Source organism: Citrobacter sp. Cpo147, assembly GCF_030332405.1.
GTDB classification, from domain to species: domain Bacteria; phylum Pseudomonadota; class Gammaproteobacteria; order Enterobacterales; family Enterobacteriaceae; genus Citrobacter; species Citrobacter portucalensis.
Map to the genome: position 1 here is coordinate 76,634 of NZ_JAOWHX010000034.1, position 13,721 is coordinate 90,354.

12 protein-coding genes are annotated in these 13,721 nt (G+C 55.3%); 9 read left to right on the plus strand and 3 right to left on the minus strand.

Features of this window, described 5'->3' with window-relative positions:
• Window positions 1–32: 32 nt before the first annotated feature.
• The 4 genes from uhpA (at window position 33) to uhpT (ending at window position 4,997) form a co-directional block, all read left to right on the plus strand.
• Window positions 33–626 (plus strand): response regulator transcription factor UhpA, encoded by a 594-nt coding sequence (uhpA, locus tag OGY06_RS15725; RefSeq protein WP_003023923.1) that lies wholly within the window; start codon window positions 33–35, stop codon window positions 624–626.
• Window positions 623–2,125, plus strand: coding sequence for a signal transduction histidine-protein kinase/phosphatase UhpB (uhpB, locus tag OGY06_RS15730; protein WP_286605659.1), 1,503 nt, complete (start codon window positions 623–625; stop codon window positions 2,123–2,125). The genes uhpA and uhpB overlap by 4 nt, the downstream gene beginning before the upstream one ends.
• A gap of 9 nt (window positions 2,126–2,134) precedes the next feature.
• Window positions 2,135–3,463, plus strand: coding sequence for an MFS transporter (locus OGY06_RS15735; protein WP_286605661.1), 1,329 nt, complete (start codon window positions 2,135–2,137; stop codon window positions 3,461–3,463).
• 142 nt (window positions 3,464–3,605) lie between these two features.
• Window positions 3,606–4,997: a hexose-6-phosphate:phosphate antiporter UhpT gene (uhpT, locus tag OGY06_RS15740; protein WP_003827137.1), complete on the plus strand. Its 1,392-nt coding sequence runs from the start codon at window positions 3,606–3,608 to the stop codon at window positions 4,995–4,997.
• Between the two features lie 47 nt (window positions 4,998–5,044).
• On the opposite strand, the gene OGY06_RS15745 is transcribed toward uhpT, so the two are convergent.
• Entirely contained in the window at window positions 5,045–5,950 is a 906-nt protein-coding gene (locus tag OGY06_RS15745; protein ID WP_048215250.1) for a LysR family transcriptional regulator, read from the minus strand.
• 105 nt (window positions 5,951–6,055) lie between these two features.
• Between OGY06_RS15745 and OGY06_RS15750 the strand changes: the two genes are divergently transcribed.
• From OGY06_RS15750 to nepI, 3 genes are all read left to right on the plus strand, one after another.
• Window positions 6,056–6,508, plus strand: coding sequence for a DUF1198 family protein (locus tag OGY06_RS15750; RefSeq protein WP_003827141.1), 453 nt, complete (start codon window positions 6,056–6,058; stop codon window positions 6,506–6,508).
• A 99-nt stretch (window positions 6,509–6,607) separates the two neighbouring features.
• Window positions 6,608–7,132 carry an SRPBCC domain-containing protein gene (locus OGY06_RS15755; RefSeq protein ID WP_286605663.1) on the plus strand — a complete coding sequence of 175 codons (525 nt, stop codon included), beginning with the start codon at window positions 6,608–6,610 and terminating at the stop codon, window positions 7,130–7,132.
• Between the two features lie 141 nt (window positions 7,133–7,273).
• Window positions 7,274–8,467: a purine ribonucleoside efflux pump NepI gene (nepI, locus tag OGY06_RS15760; protein WP_286605665.1), complete on the plus strand. Its 1,194-nt coding sequence runs from the start codon at window positions 7,274–7,276 to the stop codon at window positions 8,465–8,467.
• A 46-nt stretch (window positions 8,468–8,513) separates the two neighbouring features.
• Here nepI and gmuD read toward each other — a convergent pair whose 3' ends face one another.
• Complete coding sequence (gene gmuD / locus OGY06_RS15765) at window positions 8,514–9,896, minus strand: 6-phospho-beta-glucosidase GmuD (protein WP_149335685.1); 1,383 nt, start codon at window positions 9,894–9,896, stop codon at window positions 8,514–8,516.
• Window positions 9,897–9,989: 93 nt separating this feature from the next.
• Window positions 9,990–10,283, minus strand: a complete 294-nt coding sequence (locus OGY06_RS15770; RefSeq protein ID WP_003827149.1) for a YicS family protein — start codon at window positions 10,281–10,283, stop codon at window positions 9,990–9,992.
• A 130-nt stretch (window positions 10,284–10,413) separates the two neighbouring features.
• Here OGY06_RS15770 and OGY06_RS15775 point away from each other — a divergent pair, with 130 nt between their 5' ends.
• Together OGY06_RS15775 and dagR are read left to right on the plus strand one after the other, a co-directional pair.
• Entirely contained in the window at window positions 10,414–10,830 is a 417-nt protein-coding gene (locus OGY06_RS15775) for a GNAT family N-acetyltransferase (RefSeq protein ID WP_003827152.1), read from the plus strand.
• Window positions 10,831–10,920: 90 nt separating this feature from the next.
• Complete coding sequence (gene dagR, locus OGY06_RS15780) at window positions 10,921–13,719, plus strand: transcriptional regulator DagR (protein WP_206160045.1); 2,799 nt, start codon at window positions 10,921–10,923, stop codon at window positions 13,717–13,719.
• Window positions 13,720–13,721: the final 2 nt, after the last annotated feature.

Here is a 13,721-nt window from a genome sequence, read left to right on the forward strand (position 1 = left end):
CATCAGGCATGCCTTAGCGCCAGGATGAACCCATGATTACCGTTGCCCTTATTGACGACCACCTCATCGTCCGCTCCGGCTTTGCCCAACTGCTGGGGCTGGAACCTGATTTGCAGGTGGTCGCTGAGTTTGGCTCAGGCAGTGAGGCGCTGGCGGGATTACCGGGACGCGGCGTGCAGGTGTGTATCTGCGACATCTCTATGCCTGATATCTCCGGTCTTGAACTGTTAAGCCAGTTGCCAAAAGGAATGGCGATTATCATGCTCTCTGTCCACGACAGCCCGGCACTGGTGGAGCAGGCGCTCAACGCGGGCGCGCGTGGTTTCCTTTCTAAACGTTGTAGCCCGGATGAGCTGATCGCGGCGGTGCATACCGTAGCGACCGGCGGCTGTTACCTGACGCCGGACATCGCCGTCAAACTGGCGGCCGGTCGTCAGGATCCGCTCACCAAACGCGAACGTCAGGTGGCGGAAAAACTGGCGCAAGGTATGGCGGTCAAAGAGATTGCCGCTGAACTGGGTCTGTCGCCGAAAACGGTGCACGTGCATCGCGCCAACCTGATGGAAAAGCTGGGGGTCAGCAACGACGTCGAACTGGCCCGCCGGATGTTTGACGGCTGGCAATGAACACGCTCTGTTCCCGGTTAATCACCGTTGTTGCCTGCTTCTTTATCTTCTCTGCCGCGTGGTTTTGCCTGTGGAGCATCAGCCTGCATCTGGTTGAGCGCCCGGAGCTGGCGGTACTGCTGTTTCCGTTTGGTCTGCGTCTGGGGTTGATGCTGCAATGTCCGCGCGGCTACTGGCCGGTGCTGCTGGGCGCGGAATGGCTGCTTCTTTTCTGGCTGGCGCAGGAAGTGGCGCTGGCCCATTTACCACTTTTGATGATCGGCAGCTTCCTCACGTTACTCCCGGTGATGTTGATTTCGCGATACCGCCATCAGCGCGACTGGCGCACGCTGCTGTTGCAGGGCGCGGCGCTTACGGCGGCGGCGTTGCTGCAATCGCTGCCCTGGCTTGGGCAAGGCGAAGAGGCGTGGAACGCGCTGCTGCTGACGCTCACCGGCGGATTAACGCTGGCGCCGATCTGCCTGGTGTTCTGGCACTATCTGACCAGCACGACCTGGCTGCCGCTGGGCCCGGCGGTGGTGTCGCAGCCGGTGAACTGGCGCGGGCGGCATCTGGTCTGGTACCTGCTGCTGTTTAGCGTCAGCCTGTGGCTACAGCTCGGTTTACCCGCCGAGCTTTCGCGCTTCACGCCGTTTTGCCTCGCGTTGCCGATCATTGCACTGGCCTGGCATTACGGCTGGCAGGGGGCGTTGATTGCGACGTTAATGAACGCCATCGCGCTGATTGCCAGCCAGACCTGGCACGATCATCCCGTCGATCTGTTGCTCTCGCTGCTGGTGCAAAGCCTGACCGGGCTGCTGCTCGGCGCGGGTATTCAGCGTCTGCGCGAACTTAACCAGTCGCTGCAAAATGAATTAGCGCGCAACCATCGTCTGGCGGAACGCCTGCTGGAGACCGAGGAGAGCGTGCGCCGGGATGTGGCGCGCGAACTGCACGATGATATCGGCCAGACCATCACCGCCATTCGCACCCAGGCGGGTATTGTCCAGCGGCTGGCGCCGGAAAACGCAGGAGTGAAGCGCAGCGGGGCGCACATCGAACAACTTTCTCTCGGTGTGTACGATTCGGTGCGTCGCCTGTTAGGCCGCCTGCGACCGCGCCAGCTGGACGATCTCACGCTGGAGCAGGCCATCCGCTCATTGATGCGCGAAATGGAGCTGGAAAGCCGTGGCATCGTCAGCCATCTCGACTGGCGAATTGACGAATCTGCACTTAGCGAAAGCCAGCGGGTGACGCTGTTTCGCGTCTGTCAGGAAGGGCTGAACAACATCGTTAAGCACGCCAACGCCAGCGCGGTGACGCTTCAGGGCTGGCAACATGATGAACGGCTAATGCTGGTGATTGAGGACGACGGCAGCGGCCTGCCGCCGGGGTCGAATCAACAGGGATTTGGCCTTACGGGGATGCGTGAACGGATTAGCGCCCTCGGTGGGTCGCTCTCGATTTCCTGTACGCATGGCACGCGGGTCAGCGTGTCGTTACCCCAGCGATATGTGTAAGGCGCGGTCATGTTTTCGTTTTTAAAAGCTCCGGCCAGTGCGCCGCTCATTACTGATAAGCGTGAAGTGGATGCCCGTTACTGCTACTGGCGGCGGCATATCCTGACCACCATCTGGCTCGGCTACGCGCTGTTCTATTTCACACGCAAAAGCTTCAACGCTGCGGTGCCGGATATTCTGACCAGCGGTGTACTGACCCGCAGCGACATTGGGCTGCTGGCGACGCTGTTTTACATTACCTACGGCCTGTCGAAGTTTGTTTCCGGTATCGTCAGCGACCGATCCAACGCTCGCTATTTTATGGGCATCGGACTGATTGCCACCGGCGTGGTAAACATTCTTTTTGGATTCTCCACCTCGCTATGGGCCTTTGCGGTGCTGTGGGCGCTGAACGCCTTTTTCCAGGGCTGGGGATCGCCGGTCTGCGCGCGTTTACTGACCGCGTGGTATTCGCGTACTGAACGCGGCGGCTGGTGGGCGCTGTGGAACACCGCGCACAACGTCGGCGGGGCGCTGATCCCTATCGTGATGGCGGCAACAGCGCTGCACTACGGCTGGCGCGCCGGGATGATGATCGCTGGGCTGCTGGCGATTGTGGTGGGGATTTTTCTCTGCTGGCGGCTGCGAGACAGGCCGCAGGCGATTGGTCTGCCGCCGATTGGCGACTGGCGGCATGACGAACTGGAAATTGCCCAACAGCAGGAAGGTGCTGGGCTGAGCCGCAAAGAGATCCTCACCCGCTATGTGCTGCTGAATCCTTATATCTGGCTGCTGTCACTGTGTTATGTGCTGGTGTACGTGGTCCGTGCCGCGATTAACGACTGGGGCAATCTGTACATGTCGGAGACGCTCGGCGTGGATCTGGTGACCGCCAATACCGCCGTGACCATGTTCGAACTGGGCGGCTTCATCGGCGCGTTGGTCGCGGGCTGGGGCTCGGACAAGCTGTTTAACGGCAACCGCGGTCCAATGAACCTGATTTTCGCCGCCGGAATTTTGCTCTCCGTTGGCTCGCTGTGGCTAATGCCGTTCGCCAGCTATGTGATGCAGGCCGCGTGCTTCTTCACCACCGGATTCTTCGTCTTCGGCCCGCAGATGCTGATCGGCATGGCGGCGGCGGAGTGTTCGCACAAAGAGGCGGCGGGCGCGGCAACCGGATTTGTCGGGCTGTTTGCTTATCTGGGGGCATCGCTCTCCGGCTGGCCGCTGGCGAAGGTGATGGAGGTCTGGCACTGGACCGGATTCTTTGTGGTGATCGCTATTGCGGCGGGAATTTCCGCGCTGCTGCTGCTGCCGTTTTTAAACGCCCAGGCTCCGCGCGAACTCAACGAAGCGTGATGTACCTCACCTTTTTGCCCCGAGTGGAGCAAAACTAAGAAATTTTCCCGGTTTCACCTGGACGCTGTCTCAGGCGCGTCTTCCGGCTGATTTTTACAATGCCTGCCATTCGCAGGTATAAAAATTAGCTCGGGAGTGTCAAATGCTGGCCTTTCTAAACCAGGTGCGCAAGCCGACCCTGGATCTGCCGCTCGATGTGCGGCGCAAAATGTGGTTCAAACCGTTCATGCAGTCCTATCTGGTGGTCTTTATCGGCTACCTGACCATGTACCTGATCCGCAAAAACTTCAACATCGCGCAGAACGACATGATCTCCACCTACGGGCTGAGCATGACGCAGCTGGGGATGATTGGCCTGGGCTTCTCCATCACCTACGGCGTGGGTAAAACGCTGGTTTCCTACTACGCGGATGGAAAAAACACCAAGCAGTTCCTGCCGTTTATGCTGATCCTCTCCGCCATCTGTATGCTTGGCTTCAGCGCCAGCATGGGCGCGGGTTCAACCAGCCTGTTTTTGATGATCGCTTTCTACGCGCTGAGCGGTTTCTTCCAGAGTACCGGCGGCTCATGTAGCTATTCCACCATTACTAAATGGACGCCGCGTCGCAAGCGGGGTTCTTACCTCGGCATGTGGAATATCTCCCACAACCTCGGCGGTGCGGGTGCAGCGGGCGTGGCGCTGTTTGGCGCTAACTATCTGTTCGACGGTCACGTCATCGGTATGTTTATCTTCCCGTCGATTATTGCTCTGATTGTTGGCTTTATCGGCCTGCGCTACGGCAGCGACTCCCCGGAATCTTATGGCCTCGGTAAAGCCGAAGAGCTGTTCGGTGAGGAGATCAGCGAAGAAGACAAAGAAACCGAAGAAAATGAGATGACCAAATGGCAGATCTTTGTTGAGTACGTGCTGAAAAACAAAGTGATCTGGCTGTTATGTTTCTCGAACATCTTCCTGTACGTAGTGCGTATCGGTATCGACCAGTGGTCCACCGTCTACGCTTTCCAGGAGCTGAAGCTCTCCAAAGAAGTGGCGATTCAGGGCTTTACCCTGTTTGAAGTGGGCGCGCTGGTTGGCACGCTGATGTGGGGTTGGCTCTCCGACCTGGCAAACGGTCGTCGTGCGCTGGTGGCCTGTGTAGCGCTGGCGTTGATTATCGCCACCCTGGGCATTTATCAGCACGCCAGCAACCAGTACGTTTATCTGGCTTCGCTGTTTGCGCTGGGCTTCCTGGTGTTTGGTCCACAGCTGTTAATCGGCGTTGCGGCAGTCGGATTTGTGCCGAAAAAAGCGATCGGCGCAGCCGATGGGATTAAAGGCACTTTCGCTTATCTGATTGGTGACAGCTTCGCCAAGCTCGGTCTGGGGATGATTGCCGACGGCACGCCGATTTTCGGGCTGACCGGCTGGGCGGGCACTTTCGCCGCGCTGGATGCTGCCGCCATCGGTTGTATCTGTCTGATGGCCATCGTGGCCGTGTTTGAAGAACGTAAAATTCGCCGCGAGAAAAAGATTCAACAATTGAAAGTAGCTTAAGTTAAGTGTGCATTGGTAACTTTTGCCCGCCTTAATGGCGGGCTTTTTTATACTCTAAACTGGCTGGTTTCATGTACCAGATTGCGCAGCCACTGATGAGCGGCATCGCGGTGCGTGCGTTCATGCCAGGCCATGCTTTTTGTAAAACCGGTTATGGGCAGCGGGGGCGGTAAAACGTGCATACGGGTGTCGTCATACGCCAGACGGGCAGGAACAACGGCAATCATATCGCTGATAGCGAGGATGTCCGGCAATACCAGGAAGCTGCTAACCGACAAACCAATCTGCCGTTGGCGTCCGACGCTTGCCAGTGCCTCATCGGTGACGCCCCAGAAACTTTCACCCTCATAAGAAACCAGCACATGCTCCAGCGCGCAGAAGCGATCGAGCGTCAGCGGTTGCCCCGCATCAGGATGCGCATGACGCATGAGACAAACGTACTCTTCATCATATAACGCCCGGCTATGCAGGTTGTCGGGCGTGGAATCCGGCGTCAGCAACGCCAGGTCGATTTTCCCCTGCTCAAACTGTGTGGTGAGCAGCACTGGCTCAACCGGGATCACTCGTACACGAATGCCCGGTGCGCGCACGCGAAGCGCGGCAATAAATGGCACGATAACCGCTTTGAGCGCGTAATCCGTAGCGGCGACGGTAAAGGTGAGCGCTGCGGTGAGCGGGTCAAACTGTGTCGGTTTAAGCAGGATATCGATGTCGCTGAGGATCTGTTTGACCGGGGCGGCCAACTGTTGGGCGCGCAGCGTCGGGACAATGCCGTGCGGCGTACGACTAAATAGCGGATCGTCAAAATAGTCGCGTAGGCGGTTGAGCATACCGCTCACCGCAGGCTGAGTGAGCGACAGCCGCTGTGCCGCCCGAGTTACGCTGCGTTCATCCAGCAGGGCATCCAGCGTTTTTAACAGATTGAGATCGAGCGTTCTGATATCAGATTTCATGATGTCTGCCTGCGAGTTCGATAAGTCACATTATGACACGTTCAGTCGTCGACAGAGGTGAATTTGCCGCTATGATGGGCGTCCTGTCTGGTAATGGATGTGCGCATGATTTGGATAATGCTGGCCACGCTGGTGGTTGTTTTTGTGGTGGGATTTCGGGTGCTAACGTCCGGGTCGCGGCGGGCAATTCGCCGTCTGAGCGAGCGGCTGAACATTGATGTCGTGCCGGTAGAATCGATGATCGATCAGATGGGAAAAGTACAGGGTGAGGCTTTTTTACAGTACCTCCATCGTCCTGATGAATCGCATCTACAAAATGCTGCCCAGGTGCTGTTGATCTGGCAAATCGTTATTGTCGACGGCAGTGAGCAGAACTTGTTGCAATGGCACCGCTGGCTGCAAAAAGCCCGGCTGGCTGCACCGATTACCGACGCGCAGGTGCGTCTGGCGCTCGGTTTTCTGCGCGAGATGGAGCCGGATATGCAGGAGCTTAATGCGTTCCAGATGCGCTATAACGCCTTTTTCCAGCCCGAGGATGGCGTGCACTGGCTGCACTGATATCAAAATTTATGATGACGACTATTTTGAATCGTCATTATCTTTATATGTTACGCGAAAGCATGATGTACCTCGTTAACTCACACGACGAGGTACATCATGAATCAAGCGACTCAACAACGTGCAATTATCTGGCCTGCAGCGTATCTGCCGGGGACGACTGATAACTTTGCCTCAAATGAAATTATCGTTGCCGGACTGAGCGCCCGTGCCGTCTGGGCACAGCTTAATGACACAACGCGCTGGCCGACGTATTACAGCAACGTGGCGGATATCCGTTTTCACGACGGTTCCGGTCCATTGTTAAGCATGGATTCCCGTTTTCGTTTTACGACTTTTGGTTTCCCCATCGAAGCGCAAATCACCGAGTATGTGCCGCCGGTTGACGGCCAGGCCGCGCGTGTTGCCTGGCATGGCTGGGCGGAAGGCGACGCCACTACACGTCTGGATGTGATCCACGCCTGGCTCTTTGAGGATTTACCCGGCGGGCGCGTACGTATTCTGACCCAGGAATCACAAATTGGCGTTCCGGCACAAGAACTGGCACGTACGCTGCCCAATCCGATGATCAACGGTCACCAGGAGTGGATAACCGGCCTGGCCCGGGCTGCGCGTGACGCTTAATTGAGCCAGAAAGGGCACTCTGTCCTGGGCCGGATAAGGCGCAGCCGATCTCTGGTGAATAGTTGTCAAAACGTTAATTACGTCACAAATTTAATGTTACACTGCGTAACTTTTCTACAATAACCCCACGCAGGTAACAAAATGAGTGAAGCTGTTGAACAAAAATCCCGCGCTGAGGCAAATTCCCGCCCGAACTGGTCGGCGGTATTTGCCGTGGCGTTCTGCGTTGCCTGCCTGATAACCGTTGAATTTCTCCCCGTTAGCCTGTTAACGCCGATGGCGCAGGATTTGTGGATTTCTGAAGGCGTGGCCGGACAATCGGTGACCGTGACGGCATTTGTCGCCATGTTCGCCAGCCTGTTTGTGACGCAAATTATTCAGGCGACCGATCGTCGCTATGTGGTGATCCTGTTTTCGGTGCTACTGACGCTTTCCTGTCTGCTGGTTTCCTTTGCCAATTCTTTTTCGCTGCTGCTCGTTGGCCGCGCCTGCCTCGGTCTGGCGCTTGGCGGCTTCTGGGCGATGTCGGCGTCGCTGACCATGCGTCTGGTTCCTGCACGTACGGTGCCGAAAGCGCTGTCGGTTATTTTTGGCGCGGTCTCTATTGCGCTGGTAATTGCCGCGCCGCTGGGGAGCTTTTTGGGCGGTATTATCGGCTGGCGTAACGTGTTTAATGCGGCGGCGGTAATGGGCGTGCTGTGCACGATTTGGGTGGTGAGAGCGTTGCCTTCGCTGCCTGGTGAACCTTCACATCAGAAACAAAACATGTTCAGCCTGTTGCAGCGTCCAGGGGTGATGGCCGGGATGATTGCCATCTTCATGTCCTTTGCCGGGCAGTTCGCCTTCTTTACCTATATTCGCCCGATCTATATGAATCTGGCGGGCTTTGACGTTGATGGCTTGACGCTGGTGCTGCTGAGCTTCGGCATTGCCAGTTTTGTTGGTACGTCGTTCTCGTCGATGATTCTGAAGCGTTCGGTCAAACTGGCGTTAGCCGGTGCGCCACTGGTGCTGGCGCTCAGTGCGCTGGTCCTGATCCTGTGGGGCAGCGACAAAGTGGTGGCGGCGGGTATTGCGATTATCTGGGGACTGTTGTTTGCGCTGGTACCGGTGGGCTGGTCGACGTGGATCACCCGTTCGCTTGCCGATCAGGCAGAAAAAGCCGGATCCGTCCAGGTCGCCGTGATCCAGCTTGCCAATACCTGCGGGGCTGCGGTGGGAGGCTATGCGCTCGATACCCTCGGACTGCTGTCACCTCTGATGATTTCCGGCAGCCTGATGCTGCTGACGGCGCTTCTGGTGGCAGCAAAAGTTCGCATAAAAGATATGCAATAAACTAAAACACGGTATGCCGGATCGCTATCCGGCATCCTGGTAGGTTTTAATTAAAACCATTATTTTCGGTGGTCTGGGCAAACCATTCGCCGCTCTTTTTCACCGTGCGTTTTTGCGTTGCTAAATCTAACTGAACAAAACCGTAGCGGTTTTTATATCCGTTGAGCCATGACCAGTTATCAATAAAGGTCCACATATGGTAGCCAAGACAATTACAGCCTTCGCTAATGCCTTTATGTAGCCATTTAAGATGCTCAGAAACAAATTCAATACGGTAGCTGTCGTTGATTTGCTCTTGCTGAATAAAACGCTGCTCATTCTCGACACCCATACCGTTTTCAGAAATAAAACAGCGCGGGTTGCCATAATTATCACGCAGATTGGTAATAATATCGTAAATACCCGGCTCATAAATTTCCCAGCCACGGTAGGGGTTCATTTTCCGCCCCGGCATTTCGTAATAATCAAACAGCCACTCCGGCATAAACGGTGCATCCGGGTTGACGGCGCTATCGCGGCATTTCACGCGACGCGGCTGATAGTAGTTGATGCCGAGCAGGTCGATTTTTCCCTCGGCGATTAACTGGCTGTCGCCTGGCTGGCATGCCGGTAATTGATCGTACTCTTTCAGCAGTTCAACCAGATCCGCCGGATATTCACCCTTCAGCACCGGGTCAAGGAAACTGCGGTTAAACAGCAGATCCGCATAGTGTGCGGCTTTCACATCCGCCGGATTTTGTGAGCGCGGGTAGGAAGGCGTTAAATTCAGCACCACGCCGATTTCACCGTCATGGTTTGCGGCACGATATGCCCGAACCGCCGTCGAATGCGCCAGTATGGTGTGATAGGCCACGGTAGCTGCACGTTTGAAATCCACCACATTAGGGTAATGGAAGTCATACAGATAGCCGCCTTCAACCGGGACAATGGGCTCGTTAAAGGTAAACCAGTGCTTAACCCGGTTGCCGAACAATGTAAAACACGTTTGTGCATAGCGGCCAAACGCCTCGACCACTTCACGGTTTTCCCAGCCGCCTTTCTCCTGCATCACCATCGGCATGTCGAAGTGGAACAGGGTGATAAATGGCGTAATGCCTTGTGCCAGCAGCTCGTCGATGACGTTGTTATAGAACTCGACGGCTTCAGGATTAACCTCACCGGTACCGTCCGGGATCAGGCGCGACCAGCTCAGAGACGTACGGAAGCTGTTGTGCTTCAGCTGTTTGAGCAGTGCGATGTCCTGTTTCCAGTGCTGATAAAAGGTCGAGGTAGTTGCCGGGCCAACTCCCTGATGGAAACGACCTGGCTGACGATCGAACCACACGTCCCACGTGGTCTGGCTTTTGCCGCCGTTCAGGCTATCCCCTTCGGTTTGCAGTGCCGAGCAGGCACTGCCCCACCAGAAGTTTTCTGGAAAACGGTATCGCATTGTTGTTGCTCCATTGCTATTTATACGTCTGGCAACAATACGTGTTTTTGCGATACAGAAACCGGTTACAGTACTCATTTCTCAACCAAATGCCTATAAATCCGGGCATTCAACTTTGCCAAGCGCTTCCCAGTAGTTGTTTTGATTGTTTCTTTGAATTGCCAGAATGGCTTCGCGGATGTGCTGCTGATTACGCGTATCAGCCATAATCGTTTTTTCCCACACCTCATCAGATGGTGACCCTTGCGGGGTGCAAATCTTACGTAAATCCTTCATAACGGTATTCTTTTCGTGTACAGCCTGCAGACTGCCATAAGCCGAGTCGGCTTGCGCCAGACCGGGTAGCGTGAAAAGGACGGCAATAATCGGAAAAATGACTCGTTTCATGATAATAATCCTTGTTGTCTATGCGCATCATCTCAAGAGTAAGTGTAGACGGCATACGACTCACTCATCACCCTGTGTTAATGTCTAAAAATAAATCAGCCAGAAGTTGTAGTTATTTCAGGAGGATAGGATGCAAATACAGATTACAGATACGATTACCGAAGACGATCAAAATGCCCTACTTGCCGGATTGCGCGCTTACAACCGGCAGTTTCTGAGAACCACCAATTTTGGTGACCTGGCGGTCTACTGGCGCGATGAGCGCAATGACATTCTGGGTGGGCTGATCGGCAAAATCAAAGGCGAATGGCTGTGCATTGATTTTCTGTGGATGCATGACTCGCTGCGCAAAGGCGGTTACGGCACAAAATTGATGCAGGCCGCAGAACAGACGGCGCGTGAGAGAGGATGCCTGCATGCGCTGGTGGATACCATGAGTTTCCAGGCGCTGCCGTTTTATCAGAAAAACGGCTATCAGCTGCAAATGACCCTCGATAACTTCCCGGAAACCGGTTCCGCGCGCCATTATTTGTCGAAAACGTTTTGATGACCGGAAGGTCTGGATGCCGCCTCACTTTCTTGCGCAGCAGAATAGTGTATGTTCTGAACAATCATTTATTTCTTAAGCGGTAAAGAGATGAGACGGATTGAGATAATACTGGGAGAGCTGGAACGGCTGACGCGAGGCCTGAATCTTGCCCATCTGGCGCAGGAAACCGCGTTCACAGCGGAGGCCATCGGCTTTAACCTCGGGCTGGCGCGCAACTCAGTCAGTAAAGATCTCAATCAGCTCTGGAACGACGGCCTGGCGATTAAAAGCCGCGGGCGCCCGGTATTCTTTCTGCATCGTCAGGCGATTGAAACGCTGCTGGGGCGCAAACTGGATGAGTCCGAGCGTGAAGTGCAAACCGTTGCCGACCTGTTGCCTGTTCAGGAAAACCAGGCGACAGGCGATCCCTTTTCCAGCCTGATTGGTTACGATCGCAGCCTGCGCGATGCGGTGGAAAAAGGCCGCGCGGCGGTGTTGTATCCCCACGGGCTACATGTTCTGCTGACCGGTCCCTCCGGCGTGGGTAAAACCTTTTTTGCCGAACTGATGCACCGTTTCGCCTGCGAACGTGCAGCGGGAACGCCTCCACCGCTGGTCTATTTCAACTGCGCGGAATACGCGCATAACCCGGAGCTGCTCTCATCGCACCTGTTTGGTCATCGACAGGGAGCGTTTACCGGTGCAAACGAGAATAAACCCGGTCTGGTCGAACAGGCTGATGGCGGCTATCTCCTGCTCGATGAAGTGCATCGTCTCCCGTATGAAGGTCAGGAAAAGCTGTTCTCTATTCTCGACAAAGGTGAATACCGGCCGCTGGGTTCCAGCGCCGTGGCGCGTTCAATCTCGGTTCGCCTGATATGTGCGACCACCGAACCGGTAAGTTCGGCGTTGCTGCGCACTTTCCAGCGACGTATTCAGGTATGTATCGATCTCCCCGGCATTCGCCAGCGTTCGGTGGAAGAGCAGGTTGAGCTGATCGTTGGTTTCTTACAGCGTGAGAGCCGCAAAATCGAGCGTACGATAAGCATCGACCGTACCCTGCTGCTCTGGCTGCTGAACAAGCCGCTGGAAGGCAATATTGGTCAGCTCAAGAGCGACATTCAGTTTCTCTGCGCCCAGGCCTGGGCCTCGGGGATGACGGAGCACAGCGATACGCTACAGTTGGATAAACGTCTGACCGAGATCCCCTTTAACGCCACGCCGGAACAACGTCTGCTGGTTGGGGCGCTGTTCGAAGGCAAAGAACACCTGAGCATCGATGCCCGCACGTTGCCGGCACTGAAAAATTCGCTGGCCACCGGAGCCGAAATTGAAGAGAGCGATCTCTTTTACAGCTTCCTGACCCGGGAATACATCAACCTGCGTAACAGCAACGTACCGCCGGCCGAAACGCTGGCAATCCTCAAAAACAAGCTCAGCTCGATTTTTGAATATGGTCTCTACAGCCGCGACAGCGTGGCGCATCCCCCGCGCTATGGCGATCAGATTGAAGAGCGGGTCACGCTGCTGATCGGTTGCGTTGAGCAGGTGCTTGGCTTCACGCTGCCGGAAAATCTGGTTAACCCGCTGCGCAAACACTTTCTGGCGCTGATTGGCTACGTGCAGCGCGGCCTTATTCCGCAACTTTATTCTTCCAGCCTGATCCTCGATCGCTGCAAAGATGAATATGAAAACGCCACGCTGTTATGCCGAAAAATCAATGAACTGCTGCATATTCAGTGTCCGGCGACGGAGGTGGTCTGGCTGTGCCTGTTCCTAAAAGAGTGTCGCCATTACCGCCAACGGATTGACGCCAGTCCTGACTGCGGGGTGATTTTGATTGCCCACGGCGCGACGACCGCCACAAGCCAGGCGCAGTACGTGAATCGCGTGCTGGAGCGCGAGGTGTTCAGCGCTATTGATATGCCTTTCGAGCAGTCGGTGCATGACACGCTGGAAGCCCTGACGCAGATGATCCAGACCCGGCAATATCGCCGATTGATCCTGATGGTGGATATTGGCTCACTGGTCCATTTTGGCAGTACGATCAGCAAATTATTCCAGATAGACGTTCTGCTGATGCCCAATATCACGCTCACCAGTCTGCTGGAGATAGGGCTGGATTTAAGCTACGAAACCAGTGACTTACCGCAGCTGGCGGCGTTGATGCAGAGCAAAAATATTCCCTGTCAGCTCTGTACGCCGCAGCAGGAAAACAGCGGTAAAGTGCTGGTCATTTCTTGCATCACCGGGATGGGAACAGCAGAAAAAATCAAAAAGGTGCTGGAAGAGAGCTTCGGCGAACTGATGTCGCAGGATACGCGGATGGTGATCCTCGATTACAACGAAGTTCGCAGCCTGGAACGTGTTCAGCAGGCGATTAACGCCAGTGAACGTCTGGCGGGAATCGTGGGTACTTTCCAGCCGGGACTGCCGGATATTCCGTTTATCTCGCTCGAAGAGTTGTTCTCTGAGCAAGGCCCCGAGCTGGTGCTCAGCCTGCTGACGCCAGATCTCTCCAGCAGCGAACGCCGACTGGAGATGGAGCGCAGCGCGATGCGCTTTATCAGCGCGTTGACCATGGAGAGCATCATTAACCATATTTCGGTGCTCAACCCACAGCGTATTCTGAAAGAGATGGAAGGTGTGTTGAATCATCTGACCACTGCGCTTTCGCTGAAACCGAGCCGCCAGGTGACACTGCGCTTCCTGATCCACTGCTGCTGTATGGTCGAGCGTATCGTGATTAACCGCAAACCGTTACAGATGGCGCTGGAGAACAAGCCGGATCTGGATATTCGTGCGTTTAGTGTCATTAAATCGGCTTTCCTGCCGATCGAAGAGGCCTATGCCATTCGGTTATCGGACGCGGAATATTTTTATATCTACGAACTGTTGTATAGCTAATC

Coding starts and splice junctions, on each gene's coding strand:
- OGY06_RS15750 (WP_003827141.1), top strand. CDS start 6,056: ATGATTTGGATAATGCTGGCCACGCTGGTGGTTGTTTTTGTGGTGGGA.
- OGY06_RS15745 (WP_048215250.1), bottom strand. CDS start 5,950: ATGAAATCTGATATCAGAACGCTCGATCTCAATCTGTTAAAAACGCTG.
- OGY06_RS15775 (WP_003827152.1), top strand. CDS start 10,414: ATGCAAATACAGATTACAGATACGATTACCGAAGACGATCAAAATGCC.
- uhpT (WP_003827137.1), top strand. CDS start 3,606: ATGCTGGCCTTTCTAAACCAGGTGCGCAAGCCGACCCTGGATCTGCCG.
- dagR (WP_206160045.1), top strand. CDS start 10,921: ATGAGACGGATTGAGATAATACTGGGAGAGCTGGAACGGCTGACGCGA.
- OGY06_RS15735 (WP_286605661.1), top strand. CDS start 2,135: ATGTTTTCGTTTTTAAAAGCTCCGGCCAGTGCGCCGCTCATTACTGAT.
- nepI (WP_286605665.1), top strand. CDS start 7,274: ATGAGTGAAGCTGTTGAACAAAAATCCCGCGCTGAGGCAAATTCCCGC.
- uhpB (WP_286605659.1), top strand. CDS start 623: ATGAACACGCTCTGTTCCCGGTTAATCACCGTTGTTGCCTGCTTCTTT.
- OGY06_RS15770 (WP_003827149.1), bottom strand. CDS start 10,283: ATGAAACGAGTCATTTTTCCGATTATTGCCGTCCTTTTCACGCTACCC.
- gmuD (WP_149335685.1), bottom strand. CDS start 9,896: ATGCGATACCGTTTTCCAGAAAACTTCTGGTGGGGCAGTGCCTGCTCG.
- OGY06_RS15755 (WP_286605663.1), top strand. CDS start 6,608: ATGAATCAAGCGACTCAACAACGTGCAATTATCTGGCCTGCAGCGTAT.
- uhpA (WP_003023923.1), top strand. CDS start 33: ATGATTACCGTTGCCCTTATTGACGACCACCTCATCGTCCGCTCCGGC.